Consider the following 16,923-nt stretch of genomic DNA (forward strand, 5'->3'; position numbering starts at 1 on the left):
ATCTCGAAAGATCAACAGCCCCTTAATTATCGATAAACAATACGCCGTATTGTTTCTTTTTTTGTGTCATTTTCAGCCATTTATGCCATCATAGAGACATTCGTAACTAGTAGTATATTTTCTTGTGCTTAAATCCTTAAAATTTTTACTTTCACCTATCTTAATTGGGCTAGGCATTGCTTTTCTAGTTTTATTATTAAAGCCTTCTCTTCGTCCTGATTTTTGGCCTGTAGATATACTTTCGGCTAATAAACCAAAAGCTATCACACAATTTCATTTAACATTTGCAGATGCAGTGCAAAAATCAGCACCAGCTGTTGTCACCATTTATTCAGAAAGCTTTAGTAGCCAATCTCGTTATTCAATTAGGCAAAGAGCTAAGCCAGAATTTGGTTCAGGCGTCATTATGTCTGAAGATGGCTATATATTAACGAATTACCATGTAATCGAAAATGCCGATCAAGTTATTATTATTTTGGCAGATGGACGCCAATATAATAATGCGCAATTAGTAGGCTTTGACACTGTGACTGATTTAGCATTATTAAAAATAAATGCCCAGCAACTTCCTGTCGTGCCAACTGATGATGACTTTTCACCTCAAGTAGGTGATGTAATATTAGCAATTGGTAACCCTTTTAACTTAGGGCAGACAATTACACAAGGCATCATTAGTGCGACAGGTAAACAAAATTTGTCTCAAAGCTCTCATACTAACTTATTACAAATGGATGCAGCAATAAACAGAGGTAACTCAGGCGGGGCTTTAGTTAACTCTAATGGTATACTGGTAGGTATTAATTCACGTCAATTTAGCAATAAAAGTAATAATGATATTCAAGGAATTTTCTTTGCTATACCCTATTCGATCGCAAAAAATGTGATGCATAAATTAATAAAATATGGCCAAGTTGTAAGAGGATATCTTGGGTTTTCTGCTGCAGCAGTAGACAGCGAAGGTGAAGCTATTAGAGATCAGTTTAGTAAAGTTTCTGGCATGCGAATAAATAATTTAGATCCATTAGGCCCTGCTTGGCAAGCAGGCCTACAAAATCTAGACATCATTACTAAAATTGATGGTCAACTAATTTCAAATATACAACATACATTAGAGCTAATTGGCAATACCAAACCTGGGACTGTGATGGATTTTGAATTAATGCGTAACAATGAAAAACTGACAATTGCAGTGACTGTTATGGAGTTAGAGCCTATTTTATAATCTTATATTTAGGGGCTGTTGATCTTTCAGGGTTAAATTTTGTTCGAGATAAAAGCATTTTAGTCGCGGCGAGTCGTGTGTAGTCTAGTCATTCTAAGTAAATACGACTCAACAAAGAATAAAATGCTTTTAGCCGAATCCTTCGGACAGCGTTTGTTGGGCATTTTTACTGCGTTATCGCCTTTTTATGTGGAACAACCACATGACAAAGCCTCTGCCTTGTATAAATTGCAAACAATTCGCTGCAAAAGTAATCTCGAAAGATCAACAGCCCCTAATGGTTTAAATAAAAAAACGCGTTAATATTAACGCGTTTTTTTATTATCAGGTGAAAATATATTTAAGCATTTCGTCTTTTAATATTTGCACCTAACGCACTTAGCTTATCTTCAATGTTTTGATAACCACGATCAACATGATAAATACGATCGACAATTGTTTCACCTTTAGCGATAATTCCCGTTAAAATTAAACTCGCAGAAGCACGTAAATCAGTTGCCATTACCTGCGCACCAGATAACTGCTGAGTATCACCACATATAGCAGTATTGCCTTCTAAGCGAATATTAGCACCCATACGCTGTAACTCGGGCACATGCATAAAACGGTTTTCAAAAATAGTTTCTGTGATAGTTGCACTACCGTTTGCAACAACATTTAACGCTGTAAATTGCGCTTGCATATCTGTAGGAAAACCAGGGTGTGGCATCGTTTTAATATTTACCGCGGCTAAATCACGGTTACGCATATCTAAGTAAATACTATCATTAGTTACTTCAACTAATGCGTTTGCTGAGCGCAATTTTTCAATAACTGGCTCTAAGCTTTGGTCAGTATTTTTACACAATACTTCACCGCCACTCATAGCGGCAGCAACTAAAAATGTGCCCGTTTCTATGCGATCTGGTAGTATTTTATGTTCACAACCGTACAACTGTTCAACACCTTCAATTTCAATGTGATCAGTGCCAGCACCTGTAATTTTAGCGCCCATACCTATTAAGTATTTAGCTAAATCTATAATTTCAGGTTCTCTAGCTGCATTTTCAAGTATAGTTACTCCATCAGCTAACGTGGCTGCCATCATTAAGTTTTCTGTTGCACCGACACTGACCATATCCATGAAAATATGTGCACCTTTTAAACGACCAGATACTTTTGCATTAATATAACCATTTTCAACTTCAATATCAGCGCCCATTTTAACCAAACCATTAATATGTAAATCAACAGGTCTAGCACCTATGGCACAACCACCAGGAAGTGAAACTTGCGCTTCACTAAAGCGTGCTAATAATGGCCCTAAAGCAAGTACCGAAGCGCGCATTTTTTTAACTAGTTCATAAGGGGCTAAAGTTTGATCAACCGTGCCACCATTGATTAATAAAGCATCTCCCTGCCAATTAATAGCGGCGCCTAGGCTGCTTAATAATGCTTCAGTCGTTTCAATATCTCGTAATTTAGGCACATTCAGAAATGTACTTGTGCTATTGGCAAGTAATGATGCAAATAATATCGGCAGTGCAGCGTTTTTTGCGCCAGAGATGGTAACTTCACCAGCAAGCGTGCTGCCACCATGTATTATAAATTGTTCCATTTCATTCTCCTTATTGGGGAAGAATGAATTTACGCTCTCTTTCCCATTCTACTGGGGTAAAAGCACGAATAGACACTGCATGGATAGTACCATCTGCAATAGAGTCATTTAATGGAGCATATACAAGTTGCTGTTTTTTAACTCGACTCACACCTTCAAAACAATCACCTACTGCAATCACTTCAAAATGGCTACCATTTGCTGTCACACGTACTTCTGTAAGTGATAAGTTTTCTTTTAATATTGTTTCGACTTGATTCGGTTCCATTAGCTCTTTACTCAAATAAGTGACGAACCTGACCTAATTGCATTAATTTATGCAGTTGCTCAGGTATATTTTTTAATTCAAGGCGAATGCCTTGTTGCCGTAATTCAGATAATATGTGAATTAACCAAGCTAAGCCAGCAGTGTCAACCCTTAATATCTCTGACAGGTCAAAATTAATACAATCATCACCTTTAGAGGCAATTTTTTTTATATTAGAATGAGCCATAACAGTTTCACGGCTCATTTCACCAGATAAATTAAAGTGATTCTTAGATTCTCGTATTAAATTAAGTTTGGCCATTAAAATTATTTACCCTTAACTTGGATCGGAAGCTTACTTTTATTTTCAAGCAGTGTGATCACATGGTCTATACCTTCTTTACGTAAAATACCGTGTAGTTCACTTTGTTTCGCATCAAGTAAACTTATACCCTCAGCAATCATGTCGTATGCACGCCATTGCCCTTTTTTACTTTTTTTCATTTTAAATGAAATGCGAATATCAGGTTTACCTTCTTCAACAATGCGGGTGCCAACTTTTACTTTTGTTTTATTCTCTAGTTTCTGAGCGGAATCAAATTTAACCATCTGATCTGTATATTGCGTAAAAACACCTGCATAGGTTGTTACTAAATAACCTTTAAACACCCCAATAAAACGCTTTATTTTCACATACTCTTTTTTTCTTTCTGCCTTATCTTCAATATTCTTAACTTTACTGATATAACTACCAAGCACTTTTAGCGCTGCGTATTTATAATCAATATAAGGTAATAATTCTTCTTCAACGACTACTTTTAAATGGTTTGGGTCATCATTTATAACACTTTGATCTTTAGCTAAACGATCAAATGTATTACCTGCAATCTTTTTTATCGCTACATACGGGTTTTCAAGTGATACCTGTGCCGCTTTACTATTAGTAGAAAATAAAATTATAATTGATGTTAAAATTAAAGTTGTAATTTTGTTTAGCATGGTTATTCGCCACCCTGATTAAATAAAAATTGACCAATTAATTCTTCTAAAACTAATGCTGATTTAGTATCGGTAATAAAATCGCCATCAGCCAATATTTTTAACTTTTCCTGTCCAAATAAATCATTCAATTCATCATCTGCATCAGATTCACCGATTAATACTCCTGGGTTTAAACCTAAGTATTGCTCACCTAAAATACCTGACGTTAATATATTGACCGCCGTTGTCTCAGAAAAATTACTATAATCTTTAGATATTTCCATTGCGACAACTGGTAAGTAATCACTTTTATCAAGTGAAATATTTGTTACTCGACCAATCACAACACCACCAACTTTAATTGGTGAACGCACTTTTAAAGAACCTATATTTTCAAACTTTGCTTTTAAAGTATAAGTTTCACCATTTGAGCCGATACTAGTATTGGCAACATTTAATGCCAACATAACCAATGCTAAAACACCTAGTGAGACAAAAAATCCGACTAATATTTCTATTTTCCTTGAAACCATTATTTTTACCTTGTAAAACCAAATTCTTATGAATTATTAACTGCTAAACATGATGGCAGTTAATACAAAATCAAACCCTAAAACTGCTAATGAAGATTGCACAACTGTTTTTGTTGTTGCGTTACTGATACCTTCTGATGTTGGGATACAGTCATAACCTCTGTACAGTGCTATCCAAGTAATTAAAAATGCAAATACAACTGTTTTGATAATGCCGTTTAAAATATCTTTTTCAAATGATACTTCAGCCTGCATTATTGACCAAAAACTACCGGTATCAACACCCAACCAATTTACGCCCACTAAATGAGCACCTAAAATACCTACAGCCGAAAAAATTAAAGCCAATAATGGCATACTGATCATGCCCGCCCAAAAACGTGGGGCTATTATTCTTTTTAAAGGATCAACAGCCATCATCTCCAGACTACTTAACTGTTCAGTGGCTTTCATTAAGCCTATTTCAGCAGTTAAGGCACTTCCAGCTCTACCTGCAAAAAGTAATCCTGTAACAACTGGCCCTAATTCTCTTAATAAACTCAACGCGACTAATGGACCTAAACTCCCCTCAGCACCATATCCTTGTAAAACAGTATATCCTTGTAACGCTAATACCATACCTATAAATAGTCCGGAGACTATAACTATGGTTAGCGACAAAAAACCAACATAGTAAAGTTGCTTTATTAATAAAGGAGTGCCCTTTTTTATATTGGGCATACTAAATAAAGATCCTAATAATAAACTTGTCGCTCTACCTATAGAAGAAAAGCGTTCTAAGGTTGATTTACCCAACCTTTGCCAAACAGCGATCATTGGTATTCTCCTTCGCTTTGTTCTGACAACAAATCTTTTGTATAATCTTGAGCTTCAAAGTGAAATGGTACTGGGCCATCAGATAAACCTTGCAAAAACTGCTGTACTAAAGGCGACTCATGTTTCAGTATTTCTTGTGGAGAGCCTTCACCAATGACGCATTTATCTGCAAGAATCACCACATGATCTGCAATGCTCATCACCTCAGTTACATCATGAGTTACAATTAATGAACTAATATTAAGTACGTTATTTAAAGATTTTATTAATTTAACCAAAACCCCCATTGAGATAGGGTCTTGTCCAGCAAAAGGTTCATCGTACATTATCAGATCTGGATCTAATGCGATTGAACGCGCTAAAGCTGCACGCCTTGCCATACCACCAGATAACTCTGAAGGCATTAAATTTTTTGCGCCTCGTAAACCAACCAGTTCTAATTTAAGCAATACAATTATTCGGATCAGCTCTTCATTTAGTGATGTATGTTCTCTGATAGGAAATGCAACATTGTCAAAAACTGACATATCCGTAAATAGCGCACCGCTTTGAAATAACATACTCATTTTTTTTCGAACTTGATACAAAATCTTACGTGACATTTTAGGAATGCTTTGCTGGTCAAATAGAATATCACCTGCATCAGGTTTTAACTGGCCACCAATCAGTCTAAGCATAGTAGTTTTACCTATACCACTTGGCCCCATAATGGCTGTAATTTTTCCTTTGGGTACATTAAAAGACATGTTTTTATAGATAACACGCTCACCCCTTGTAAAGGTCACATCCTTGATTTCAACTATGTTTTGCGACAAGTCGCTCTCCAATACATTTACTCTGTTGACTATTTTAAGCTTTTTTTATTATTTTTGGGACTAAATAAAAGTAAAATTTTGTAAAAAAAAGCAACTCAAGTTACATAAAGCTACATAAAGTATCATTTTTAGTCACAATAACTTATGAGTCGCATAAGATTGGCATTATACTTTTAATGCAGTTCTTGCTAGAATTTAACGCTATTATCTTTCAAATATTGGCTTAAAATTAACTTACCATGTTAACTCCTATTATTTTACCAAGCATTATTTTACTTATCGCTTTTATCGCATTGGTTTGGAGCGCAGATAGATTTGTATATGGCGCTGCAGCAATTGCAAAAAACCTAGGTGTACCAACATTGATAGTTGGTTTAACCATAGTCGCTATGGGGTCTTCAGCACCTGAAATGATGGTATCTGCTTCTGCAGCATTAGCCAATAAAACGAATACAGCCGTTGGTAATGCAATAGGCTCAAATATCACAAATATTTTACTTGTATTAGGTGTTACCGCGCTATTTAAACCCTTATTAGTATCATCCTCCACTTTAAAGCGTGAAATGCCAATATTGATGCTTATCTCAATCACAGCCTGGTACGTAATTTCCGATGATTTCTTTTCAGCACCAGAAGGCATAGCATTAATGATTGGATTTATTTTTTTTATTCTTAGTCTGATTTATATTGCAAAAAATCAAAAAGGTAAAGAAGATCCATTTGTTGCAGAAGCTTGTGGTGATGTACCAAGTGGTGTTAGTAATAAGACTGCTATTTTTTGGTTAGTGTTTGGTTTAATTTTATTACCTTTAAGTTCGCATTTTTTAATTGGCTCAGCAGTTGAAATAGCGCAACACTTTGGTATGAGCGATTTAGTTATTGGTTTAACCATTATTGCAATTGGAACAAGTCTTCCTGAATTAGCAGCATGTATTGCGGGTGTTTTAAAGGGTGAAGACGATTTGGCTTTAGGTAATATCATAGGCTCTAATATTTTCAATTTGTTAGCCGTTTTATCTCTTGCTGGAATGATTAACCCATCAGAAATAGACCCTGATGCAGCTTCAAGAGATATGATGGTTATGCTAGGTGCAACTGTTATTTTAATTGCAATGAGCTTGAATTTAAAAGGAACGCGCCGCATTAATAGAATAGAAGGTACTACTTTATTATTTGGTTTTTTCGCTTACCAATATTATATTTTCTCACAAGTAGCTTAATTGATACAAAACATCGTTCTAAGTAAAATAAGAGGAATTACATGTCATTGCAAGATTTTATTACTCGTGGAAAGCAAGTTTTAGTAATCGAAAAACAAGCTATCAGCCAATTAGAGCAATATATAGATCACAATTTTCAGAATGCGTGCCAACTTATGTTTGATTGCAAAGGTCGCATTATCGTTATTGGTATGGGGAAGTCAGGCCATATAGGTAATAAAATTGCGGCAACGTTAGCAAGCACTGGTACGCCTTCATTTTTTGTTCATCCAGGTGAAGCAAGTCATGGTGATTTGGGCATGGTCACATCACAAGATATTGTGATATTAATCTCTAATTCAGGCGAAACCAGTGAAGTTATCAATATCATTCCGGTACTAAAACGTATTGGCGCAAAAATGATAAGCATGTCAGGTAATATAGAGTCTTCATTAGCTAAATTAGCTGATGTACATGTGTGTATTAAAGTTGAACAAGAAGCATGCCCCTTAGGGCTTGCTCCAACGGCAAGTACAACGGCAACTTTAGTGATGGGCGATGCCTTTGCTGTCGCTTTACTTGAAGCTAGAGGCTTTACAGCTGATGATTTTGCATTATCTCATCCAGGTGGCAGCTTAGGTAAACGTTTATTACTGACTTTAAAAGATATTATGCATAGTGGCATTCACATTCCGACTGTAAAATGTGATGATATTATAAAAGATGCACTGATAGAAATGTCTGAAAAAGGGCTTGGTATGACTGCAATAGTAAATGTCAACAATCAACTTCAAGGTATTTTTACTGATGGTGATTTAAGACGAGTTCTAGAGCTTAAAATTGACATTCATAATACAAAAATCAGTGAAGTCATGACGACACAATGCACTACAGTTAATCCAGATATGTTAGCCGCTCAAGCTTTAAATATTATGGAAAATAAGCGTATTAATGGCTTATTAGTGGTTAATGAATCACAACAACCCATTGGTGCACTCAACATGCAAGATTTATTAAAAGCAGGTGTATTTTAATGTCTGATAAAAAAACCATTGAAGCACTTTCATTTTCAGAGCTCTATCAAGATGTTTCAAAAGAAACAATGCTATTAGCCAGTAAAATAAAATTGCTTATTTGTGATATCGATGGCGTATTTTCTGATGGTCGCATTTATTTAGGTAATCAAGGGGAAGAGTTAAAAGCCTTTAATACTAAAGATGGTTTTGGTATTAAAGCCTTGATTAATTCAGGTATTGAAGTTGCGGTGATCACTGGAAGGAAATCAAACATAGTACAAAATAGAATGACAAACTTAAATGTAAAACACATTTATCAGGGTCAAGAGGATAAACTTATTTCATATCAACAGCTCAAAGATGATTTATCTTTAACTGACTTTGAAATAGCCTATATAGGTGATGACGCACCAGACTTACCTGTGATGAAAGAAGTAGGCTTTGCAGTTGCAGTTAATGACGCACATCCGTTAATAAGCCATATTTCAGATTATAAAACCATGTTACCCGGTGGCTTTGGTGCAGTGAGAGAATTAACTGACCTATTAATGCTGGCACAAAATAAAGTTTTATTATGTGAAGGCATTAGTGCATGAATCTAGCGAGACTGATCCTCAGTGCTATATTTATCGCTATCATGTTATGGTTATGGTACCCGTACCTAACCACCAGCAAAATAACGGCAACTACTATTCCTGAAATCGAAATTTTTCCCGATTATACTGCCAATGTATTAAAGCAAACTGTTTTTAACAAGCAAGGTGAAATCAGTCATAAAGTCACAGCTACAAGAATGGAGTTATATCAAGAACTAGGCTTTACGTATTTTTCAGAGCCTACTTTTACTTTATTTTCTGAAAATGATATCTGGGCAATTAGTGCCACTGAAGCGACTTTATATGAGAATAATGATAATAAAAAATTGATATTAGAACAAAATGTAGTGGCTAAAAACCTAAACCCTATCGCTATGGTTCAAAAGATAACCACAGAACAAATAGAGGTTTATATTCAAGATTCAACCATGCATTCAAATCAGTTAATCACTATGACTGGGCCCAACTTAGTAATAACGGGTAAAGGTCTCAATGCAGATTTAAAAAAAGAAACCCTTGAATTAATAAACCATACTCAAACAATTTACTACGATAAAGAAAATTATGACCAATAAAACAATTTATAAAAAAAGATTTATCATTGCTGCATTGGCCCTCATTAGTAGCTTTAATATACATGCAAAAGAACTTATCGGTAAAGTATCTATCTCAGCTGATACACAGCAAGCTGATTTAAAAAGAAACATTGTTATCTTTAAAAATAACGTTGATATCAATCATACAGATAGAAATATTAAAGCAGATTTATTAGAAGTTCATAGAAGAACCGAGTTAGGTAAAGAAAAGCAAATACTTATCGCGACAGGTAACCCTGCAACTTTTAGCGGAAAACTAAAAGATGGTAGCCCTGTTACTGCTAGCGCAACAAATATTCGCTATGATGTTAAAGCAGGTACTCTCACTTTTAAAGGCAATGCAAAAATAAATCAAAGTGGTCAATCCATGAGTGCTAAAACCATTGTATATGATCACCTTAAAGAACTTATCACAGCAAAAAAAGATAAAGACTCAGACCAAAGAGTACATACAGTTTTAACACCAGTGAAAAAAGAGACTCCTCCTGTAAAAAATGAAGAAAAAAATAAAATAGGTAATCATTAATGAGTGTGTTACAAGCGGCACAGCTCGCAAAAAGCTATAATGGTAGGCAAGTTGTAAAAAATGTGAGTTTAGAAGTTAAAGCAGGTACTATTGTTGGCTTATTAGGACCAAATGGTGCTGGAAAAACGACTTCCTTTTATATGATAGTGGGTCTAGTACCTAGCGATAAAGGCACTATTAAAATTGATGATGAAGATATCACCTTACAACCTATGCACAATCGTGCACGTATGGGCATAGGGTATCTGCCGCAAGAGTCATCTATTTTTAGAAAGTTAACCGTATGTCAAAATATCATGGCGATCTTAGAGACCCGTAAACACCTTAATAAACAACAAAGAGAAGATGTACTTAACGATTTATTAGATGAATTTAATATTTGCCATATTCGTGATAGCCAAGGTATGGCATTATCAGGGGGTGAGCGACGTCGTGTTGAAATTGCACGTGCATTAGCTGCTGAACCAAAATTTATATTACTAGATGAACCATTTGCTGGTGTTGATCCTATTTCAGTATTAGATATCAAAAAAATTATTCAACATCTTAAAAACAGAGGAATAGGTGTTTTAATTACAGATCATAATGTTCGTGAAACTTTAGATGTCTGTGAAAAAGCCTATATAGTGTCTCATGGTGAACTTATCGCATCAGGTACACCTGAATCAGTGTTAGCAGATCAAACTGTGCGAGATGTTTATCTTGGTGAACAATTTAAACTATAAGAAAATATTAAAAGAAATATGGGCTATACTCAAAATTAAGTAAAAATGAGTGTATTTTATTTAGATATTATAAGGATTGTTAAAATTTAATGAGGCAATCACTACAGCTTCGTCTTGGACAACAACTAACGATGACACCTCAATTGCAACAGGCTATTCGTCTATTACAATTAAGTACGTTAGATCTTCAGTTAGAGATACAAGAAGCACTAGAAAGCAACCCGCTCTTAGAGCTTGATGAGCAAGATTTGAATACTGAAGAAAAACCTTCAGCTTCAGATACTGAAGAAGTCATTCCAACAGCTCAAGTAGAAATGGAAAGTTCCGAGGCTTTAAAACAAGATACGCTTACCGACGAACTTGCTATGGATGTTAGCTGGGATGAATATGTCAGTGCTGCACCTGTTACATCAGCAGGACCGGCTCCAGAGGATGATTTAGCATATCAAGGCAGCACTTCCGAATCATTACAAGATTATTTAATGTGGCAATTACGCCTCACACCTTTTAGCCCAACAGATGAAGCAATCGCTACTGCAATAGTAGAAGCCGTTGATGAATCAGGCTACTTAACTATCACCGCACAAGATATTTTAGATAGTTTAGGCTCTGAAGAAAATGAAGTTGAATTAGATGAAGTTGAAGCAGTACTAAAGCGTATACAAGTTTTTGATCCTATCGGCATAGCCGCACGAAGTCTTTCTGAATGCTTATTAGTTCAACTAAATCAATATGATAAATCAACGCCTTGGCTTACAGAAACCAAACATATTTTAAAAGAATATGTTGAACTACTTGGAGCAAGAGACTATCGTAGTTTGATGAAAAAAACTAAGCTAAAAGAACCTGAATTAAAACAGGTAATGGACCTTATCCATAGCTTAAATCCTAAACCAGCATCTAGCATAGTAAAAGAACAAACCGAATATGTTATCCCCGATGTGACGGTCAAAAAAATAAAAGGGCGTTGGGCTGTTGAGTTAAATTCAGATACGATGCCAAAAATAAGGGTAAATAATCACTACGCTTCTATGATTGGCTCTTCAACTACTGATAACCAATTCATACGTTCACATTTACAAGAAGCTAAATGGTTTATTAAAAGTATTGAAAGCAGAAACGAAACTTTATTAAAAGTTGCCAATTGCATTGTGATGCAACAACAGGCATTCTTTGAACATGGTGATGAAGCAATGAAGCCAATGGTACTTAATGACGTTGCTGAAATGGTCGAAATGCATGAATCAACAATTTCACGTGTCACGACACAGAAATATATGCATACACCACGTGGTATTTATGAACTGAAGTATTTTTTCTCTAGCCACGTAAGTACAGAAAATGGGGGGGAGTGTTCATCAACAGCTATTCGAGCACTTATCAAAAAACTAGTTGCCGCAGAAAATCAAGCTAAGCCATTAAGTGATAGTAAAATTGCGGATATTTTAGCAGATCAAGGAATTAAGGTGGCCAGAAGAACGATAGCAAAGTATCGTGAATCGCTGTCCATCCCACCGTCCAATCAGAGAAAATGTTTAATCTGATACGTAAAATAGAAGGAAATACGCTTATGCAATTAAATTTAACAGGTCGTCATGTGAATATCACAGATCCATTAAGAGACTATGTAACAAACAAATTCGCTAAGCTTGAAAGGCATTTTGATCATATCAATAACGTACATGTTATTTTAGATATTGAAAAGCTATCTCAAAAAGCCGAAGCAACACTCCATGTTAACGGAGGTGAACTTTTTGCAACCTCCGAGCATGCTGATATGTATGCCGCTATTGATAGTTTAATTGATAAATTAGATCGACAAATTATAAAACATAAAGAAAAATTATCAAGACATTAAATATGATTAATTCCTTTTTATCAAAGGACTGCACCAAAGCTGCAGTCCTTTTTCATAGCAAAAAAAGAATACTTGAATATATAAGTCAGATAGCGCAACAAAAATTACCTGATCTGAGTGAACAAGAAATCTTAGATTCTTTATTAAAACGTGAAAAACTCGGTAGTACAGGGATTGGTAAAGGGATAGCAATTCCTCATGGTCGACTGTCAAATATAGATGAAACAGTGGCTATTTTAGTTGTAAATGCCGAACCTATCGCATTTGATGCGATAGACGATCGTCCTGTTGATATTTTTATCGCATTGCTAGTACCGGATGCACAATGTCAAACCCACTTAAAGACGTTATCAGCAATAGCTGATAAACTCAAAGATAAACAATTTTGTAAAAAGTTACGTCATGCCCAATCAGATCAATGTTTATATGACATAATGACACTTTAATAAAGCTATAATTAGTCATAACAATTTTTAGCTTAAGCAAAAGTGAAAAAGCATAAGGAAAACTCAGTGCAACTTATCATTATTAGCGGTCGTTCAGGATCAGGAAAATCAGTCGCTTTACGCGTATTAGAAGATTTAGGTTATTATGCTGTTGATAATATTCCTGTAAATCTGCTCCCTTCACTTGTCAGAAGTGTATCTGATAATTATGATAAAATAGCTGTTAGTATTGATGTTAGAAACCTGCCAGCGCAACAAGAAGAGTTTAATGAAATTCTTGATTACTTGCCTGAATTTGTCAAACCAAGTTTATTTTATTTAGATAGTGATGATGCAACTTTAATTAAACGCTTTTCAGAAACACGTCGCCTTCACCCTTTATCTATGGATAATCAGCCTTTAGATCTGGCTATTAAGCAAGAAAAAGAACTCTTAGATATGTTACTTACTAATGCCAATTTTATCATTGATACTACTGATTTAAGTGTTCATCAACTGGCAGAATCAATTCGTGAAAAAGTGCTAGGAAAAAAAGATAAGCAACTCATCATCACTTTTGAATCTTTTGGTTTTAAATATGGCATGCCAAAAAATGCTGATTATGTTTTTGACGCAAGGTTTTTACCAAACCCACATTGGGAGCCTGAACTAAGGCCTTTAACCGGCTTAGATCAACCTGTAAAGGATTACCTAGCAAGTCACAGCATAGTGCAAAAATTTAATTGGCAAATTCAAACTTTTTTACAAACTTGGTTGCCACATTTAGAAAGAAATAATCGTAGCTACCTAACAATTGCAATTGGTTGTACTGGCGGAAAACATAGATCTGTGTATTTAGCGCAATCACTTTCTGACAGTTTTTCTAAAAGCCATAAAAATGTAAAAGTTCGTCACCGCGAACAAGATACTCACGGTAAATAATGCGATATCAAGATACTTTTTTAATAGAAAACCGTTTAGGGCTTCATGCCAGAGCAGCATCTGTTTTGGCGCAACTTGCTATTTCTTTTGATGCTAAAGTTATATTGCAGCAAGGAGATAAAAAAGCTGAAGCTGATAGCGTACTCGCTTTAATGTTATTAGAAGGCGCTCAAGGTAAACAAGTGAAAGTAACTTGTAGCGGACCTGATGCCAAGCTTGCACTAAAAACGATTGGCGAGTTAATAGCTGATAAATTTCACGAACAAGAATAATAAAATAAGACAAAATGCCTGAAGCGTTAGAACAAGATTACACACAAAAACAACTACTGGAAGTAAATAAAGCTCTCAGTAGCGGCATGTTTGTGCATGTTAGACGTATGCTAGCTCATATGGCTGATTGTGATATTGCGCTATTAATTGAATCATCTCCCTATAAAGGGCGTGCTGTTCTTTGGCAACTTGTAGACCCAGATGTACAAGGTGAAATTCTAGAAGAGTTATCAGAAGACGTTCGTAGTGGTATTATTGCGCAAATGGATCCCACACTCATTGCTGCCGCCACTGCAGATATGGATGTAGATGATTTAGCAGAAGTATTGCGTAGTCTTCCCGATGCTGTTTATCAAGAAGTTATTGGCTCAATGGATAGTCAAGATCAAGAAAGAGCAACTTTAGCACTTTCTTATCCTGAAGAATCCGCTGGTGCTTTGATGAATACGGACACTGTTACAATTCGCCCAGATGTAACCATTGATGTGGTATTAAGATATTTACGCCTTAAAGGTGAACTACCAGATGCCACCGATGAACTTTATGTTGTAGATAAAAACAATCAATTTTTAGGTGGCGTATCACTGGCGTCTTTACTTACCAGTAACCCAGGTTTAACCGTTCGTGCGATTATGGAAGATGAATACGAATCGATTCCTGTTACTATGGATGAGTCTGAAGTGGCACAATTATTTGAGAGACATGACTGGATTTCTGCACCTGTTTTAGATGAAAATCAACATTTATTAGGTCGTATCACTATCGATGACATTGTTGATGTTATTCGTGAAGATGCTGAGCATAGCATGTTAAGTATGGCTGGTCTTGATGATGAAGCTGATACATTTGCACCAGTAGTACAAAGTACGCAACGCCGCTCAATATGGTTAGGTGTAAACTTAATTACAGCACTAAGTGCTGCATTTGTTGCAAGCTTTTTTGAATCCACTTTAAGTATATTGCCCGTATTGGCTGTATTAAATGGTATAGTGCCTTCGATGGGCGGCGTAGCAGGTAGTCAAACTCTGACTCTCGTGATACGCGGTATGGCTGTGGGACATATAAATACAGCTAACCAAAAATCACTTATTCACAAAGAGTTAGCAATTGGCGCTCTGAATGGCATAATTTGGGCGATATTAATCGCTTCTGTTGTCGCACTTTGGCAATGGGATTTTAACTTAGGGTTAGTCATTGCTTTTGCTATGTTTATGAATTTACTTTCAGCTGGTTTAGCTGGTGCTTTTATACCATTAATGCTTAAGAGAATGAATATTGATCCAGCATTGGCAGGTGGGGTTATTTTAACGACAGTAACAGATATCGTGGGTATTTTTGCCTTTTTAGGCACTGCAACTTGGTTTTTAATTTAATATAGTGTCATACTGAATTAAACTTTAACCTCTATAATTTTGTCGATGGCGTGCATAACTACAATGTTCAGGGCTTCATTGAGCTTGTCATCGCTCACGACCTTACTGAGACTGTGCCAACGCCGTGTTACTTTGCTTTTTGATGAACCCCATCACTCAGTAAAATATCATCTCGCAATTGGTGGATCACTTGCCTTTGTTGTTCGACCAAATCACTGTATTTGTATAACGCTTTGCGTCTATCAAGATTCTCGCCTTCTAGCACCCGCTGGCCGTGGGCAATGTTTTTTTCTGATTTTGTACTGAACACACGATCAGACTTGTCTATTCGAATACAGGACTTTCGTGGTGGAATAACACAGGCTTTCAATTGGTATAACTGGTCAAACTCTTGTGCTGCCAGTACTGCAGTACCGGTCATGCCGCTAACTTTTTTAAACAGGCACATTAAATGTTGCAAGGTGATTGAGCCTAGCGTTTGACCTTCCCTTTTGACTGGCAGGCCTTCTTTGGATTCCAATGCTGATTGCATACTATCGGGCCAACGACGTTTTTCGGCAATTCGGCCGGTAAATTCATTAATCAGTTTGATGCTGTTACCTGTGACTATGTAATCGATGTCTTTGACCAGTAAAACCTCGATGGTAGCGCCAGATTGGCACTAGATATTAACGACAAATTATTGATTGCAAATAGTTTTTTATAGTAAAATTGTTAATCTATTTTACGAATTCCGCTTTCCGTTAAATGAACAGAGGTGCTTAATTCGTCGGTCGCATAATCGTTTTTTATATTAATCAACGTGCGTTTCGCTACTATAATGGCTGAAAGAGCGCTTAAAAAAAGCCGTATGAAACTGAATCCTAGTGACAAAATCAAAGAACAAGCCAGTAAAATTCCATATAAGGTAAATGAAAAAGGCCTGTACGCCATTATGCCCAAAGAACAAATGCGCAAAGAGGGTATTCCTTCCCTGATAGATTCGATACATATTGCTTTTCACAGCTGGTGAATTACATACAACAACTGTCAATGACAATGTAATTGAGGACCGTAAAAAAGCTGGTGATTGGGCTAGTGATTTACTTAATGATGATTGGAGTTCTGATGCTGCTTAATAATATATTTCCCAAAATTGTTTTAAAAAGTCTGAATTTAGACTGTTATTGACATATCATCCCAGT

At 35.9% G+C, this 16,923-nt stretch carries 23 protein-coding genes; 15 read left to right on the forward strand and 8 right to left on the reverse strand.

Annotation, left to right across the window (positions count from 1 at the left end):
- Positions 1–124 precede the first annotated feature (124 nt).
- Together CJF42_RS21745 and CJF42_RS28185 are read left to right on the forward strand one after the other, a co-directional pair.
- Complete coding sequence (locus tag CJF42_RS21745; RefSeq protein WP_095368680.1) at positions 125–1,222, forward strand: trypsin-like peptidase domain-containing protein; 1,098 nt, start codon at positions 125–127, stop codon at positions 1,220–1,222.
- 75 nt (positions 1,223–1,297) lie between these two features.
- Positions 1,298–1,525 carry a hypothetical protein gene (locus CJF42_RS28185; protein ID WP_095368681.1) on the forward strand — a complete coding sequence of 76 codons (228 nt, stop codon included), beginning with the start codon at positions 1,298–1,300 and terminating at the stop codon, positions 1,523–1,525.
- Positions 1,526–1,562: 37 nt separating this feature from the next.
- Here the strand turns inward: CJF42_RS28185 and murA are convergent, their stop codons facing one another.
- The 7 genes from murA to CJF42_RS21785 are packed head-to-tail and all read right to left on the reverse strand — an operon-like array spanning position 1,563 to position 6,211.
- On the reverse strand, positions 1,563–2,819 hold the full coding sequence (murA, locus tag CJF42_RS21755; protein WP_095368682.1) for a UDP-N-acetylglucosamine 1-carboxyvinyltransferase: 1,257 nt from the start codon (positions 2,817–2,819) through the stop codon (positions 1,563–1,565).
- 10 nt (positions 2,820–2,829) lie between these two features.
- On the reverse strand, positions 2,830–3,087 hold the full coding sequence (locus CJF42_RS21760; protein WP_095368683.1) for a BolA family protein: 258 nt from the start codon (positions 3,085–3,087) through the stop codon (positions 2,830–2,832).
- Between the two features lie 7 nt (positions 3,088–3,094).
- Positions 3,095–3,388, reverse strand: a complete 294-nt coding sequence (locus tag CJF42_RS21765; protein WP_095368684.1) for an STAS domain-containing protein — start codon at positions 3,386–3,388, stop codon at positions 3,095–3,097.
- 5 nt (positions 3,389–3,393) lie between these two features.
- Positions 3,394–4,065 (reverse strand): MlaC/ttg2D family ABC transporter substrate-binding protein, encoded by a 672-nt coding sequence (locus tag CJF42_RS21770; RefSeq protein WP_095368685.1) that lies wholly within the window; start codon positions 4,063–4,065, stop codon positions 3,394–3,396.
- 2 nt (positions 4,066–4,067) lie between these two features.
- On the reverse strand, positions 4,068–4,580 hold the full coding sequence (gene mlaD / locus CJF42_RS21775) for an outer membrane lipid asymmetry maintenance protein MlaD (protein ID WP_095368686.1): 513 nt from the start codon (positions 4,578–4,580) through the stop codon (positions 4,068–4,070).
- Between the two features lie 36 nt (positions 4,581–4,616).
- Complete coding sequence (mlaE, locus tag CJF42_RS21780) at positions 4,617–5,396, reverse strand: lipid asymmetry maintenance ABC transporter permease subunit MlaE (protein ID WP_095368687.1); 780 nt, start codon at positions 5,394–5,396, stop codon at positions 4,617–4,619.
- On the reverse strand, positions 5,393–6,211 hold the full coding sequence (locus CJF42_RS21785; protein ID WP_095368688.1) for an ATP-binding cassette domain-containing protein: 819 nt from the start codon (positions 6,209–6,211) through the stop codon (positions 5,393–5,395). The genes mlaE and CJF42_RS21785 overlap by 4 nt, the downstream gene beginning before the upstream one ends.
- A 239-nt stretch (positions 6,212–6,450) precedes the next feature.
- Here CJF42_RS21785 and CJF42_RS21790 point away from each other — a divergent pair, with 239 nt between their 5' ends.
- From CJF42_RS21790 to mgtE, 12 genes are all read left to right on the forward strand, one after another.
- The gene (locus CJF42_RS21790; protein WP_502694806.1) at positions 6,451–7,431 is read left to right on the forward strand and encodes a calcium/sodium antiporter; all 981 of its coding nucleotides are present in this window, start codon (positions 6,451–6,453) and stop codon (positions 7,429–7,431) included.
- Positions 7,432–7,472: 41 nt separating this feature from the next.
- A complete protein-coding gene (locus CJF42_RS21795; RefSeq protein WP_095368689.1) occupies positions 7,473–8,444 on the forward strand; it encodes a KpsF/GutQ family sugar-phosphate isomerase in 972 nt (323 codons plus the stop codon).
- Positions 8,444–9,022 (forward strand): 3-deoxy-manno-octulosonate-8-phosphatase KdsC, encoded by a 579-nt coding sequence (gene kdsC, locus CJF42_RS21800; RefSeq protein WP_095368690.1) that lies wholly within the window; start codon positions 8,444–8,446, stop codon positions 9,020–9,022. The genes CJF42_RS21795 and kdsC overlap by 1 nt, the downstream gene beginning before the upstream one ends.
- Positions 9,019–9,597 carry an LPS export ABC transporter periplasmic protein LptC gene (gene lptC / locus CJF42_RS21805; protein ID WP_095368691.1) on the forward strand — a complete coding sequence of 193 codons (579 nt, stop codon included), beginning with the start codon at positions 9,019–9,021 and terminating at the stop codon, positions 9,595–9,597. Before kdsC ends, lptC begins: the two co-directional genes overlap by 4 nt.
- The gene (gene lptA, locus CJF42_RS21810) at positions 9,587–10,144 is read left to right on the forward strand and encodes a lipopolysaccharide transport periplasmic protein LptA (RefSeq protein ID WP_095368692.1); all 558 of its coding nucleotides are present in this window, start codon (positions 9,587–9,589) and stop codon (positions 10,142–10,144) included. Before lptC ends, lptA begins: the two co-directional genes overlap by 11 nt.
- On the forward strand, positions 10,144–10,869 hold the full coding sequence (lptB, locus tag CJF42_RS21815) for an LPS export ABC transporter ATP-binding protein (protein WP_095368693.1): 726 nt from the start codon (positions 10,144–10,146) through the stop codon (positions 10,867–10,869). Before lptA ends, lptB begins: the two co-directional genes overlap by 1 nt.
- 89 nt (positions 10,870–10,958) lie before the next feature.
- Positions 10,959–12,413 (forward strand): RNA polymerase factor sigma-54, encoded by a 1,455-nt coding sequence (locus CJF42_RS21820; RefSeq protein ID WP_095368694.1) that lies wholly within the window; start codon positions 10,959–10,961, stop codon positions 12,411–12,413.
- Between the two features lie 26 nt (positions 12,414–12,439).
- Positions 12,440–12,727, forward strand: coding sequence for a ribosome hibernation promoting factor (gene hpf / locus CJF42_RS21825; protein ID WP_095368695.1), 288 nt, complete (start codon positions 12,440–12,442; stop codon positions 12,725–12,727).
- 2 nt (positions 12,728–12,729) lie between these two features.
- The gene (gene ptsN, locus CJF42_RS21830; protein WP_095368696.1) at positions 12,730–13,173 is read left to right on the forward strand and encodes a PTS IIA-like nitrogen regulatory protein PtsN; all 444 of its coding nucleotides are present in this window, start codon (positions 12,730–12,732) and stop codon (positions 13,171–13,173) included.
- A 66-nt stretch (positions 13,174–13,239) separates the two neighbouring features.
- Positions 13,240–14,094, forward strand: coding sequence for an RNase adapter RapZ (gene rapZ, locus CJF42_RS21835; RefSeq protein ID WP_095368697.1), 855 nt, complete (start codon positions 13,240–13,242; stop codon positions 14,092–14,094).
- Complete coding sequence (locus CJF42_RS21840) at positions 14,094–14,366, forward strand: HPr family phosphocarrier protein (RefSeq protein ID WP_095368698.1); 273 nt, start codon at positions 14,094–14,096, stop codon at positions 14,364–14,366. The genes rapZ and CJF42_RS21840 overlap by 1 nt, the downstream gene beginning before the upstream one ends.
- A 14-nt stretch (positions 14,367–14,380) precedes the next feature.
- The gene (gene mgtE / locus CJF42_RS21845) at positions 14,381–15,739 is read left to right on the forward strand and encodes a magnesium transporter (RefSeq protein ID WP_095368699.1); all 1,359 of its coding nucleotides are present in this window, start codon (positions 14,381–14,383) and stop codon (positions 15,737–15,739) included.
- Between the two features lie 127 nt (positions 15,740–15,866).
- On the opposite strand, the gene CJF42_RS21850 is transcribed toward mgtE, so the two are convergent.
- Positions 15,867–16,382, reverse strand: a complete 516-nt coding sequence (locus tag CJF42_RS21850) for a preprotein translocase subunit SecA (protein WP_353651698.1) — start codon at positions 16,380–16,382, stop codon at positions 15,867–15,869.
- 349 nt (positions 16,383–16,731) lie between these two features.
- Here CJF42_RS21850 and CJF42_RS29150 point away from each other — a divergent pair, with 349 nt between their 5' ends.
- Positions 16,732–16,857: a hypothetical protein gene (locus CJF42_RS29150; protein ID WP_286203520.1), complete on the forward strand. Its 126-nt coding sequence runs from the start codon at positions 16,732–16,734 to the stop codon at positions 16,855–16,857.
- The last annotated feature ends 66 nt before the right edge of the window (positions 16,858–16,923 follow it).

The sequence above is a fragment of the Pseudoalteromonas sp. NBT06-2 genome (assembly GCF_002276045.1).
Taxonomy (GTDB): domain Bacteria; phylum Pseudomonadota; class Gammaproteobacteria; order Enterobacterales; family Alteromonadaceae; genus Pseudoalteromonas.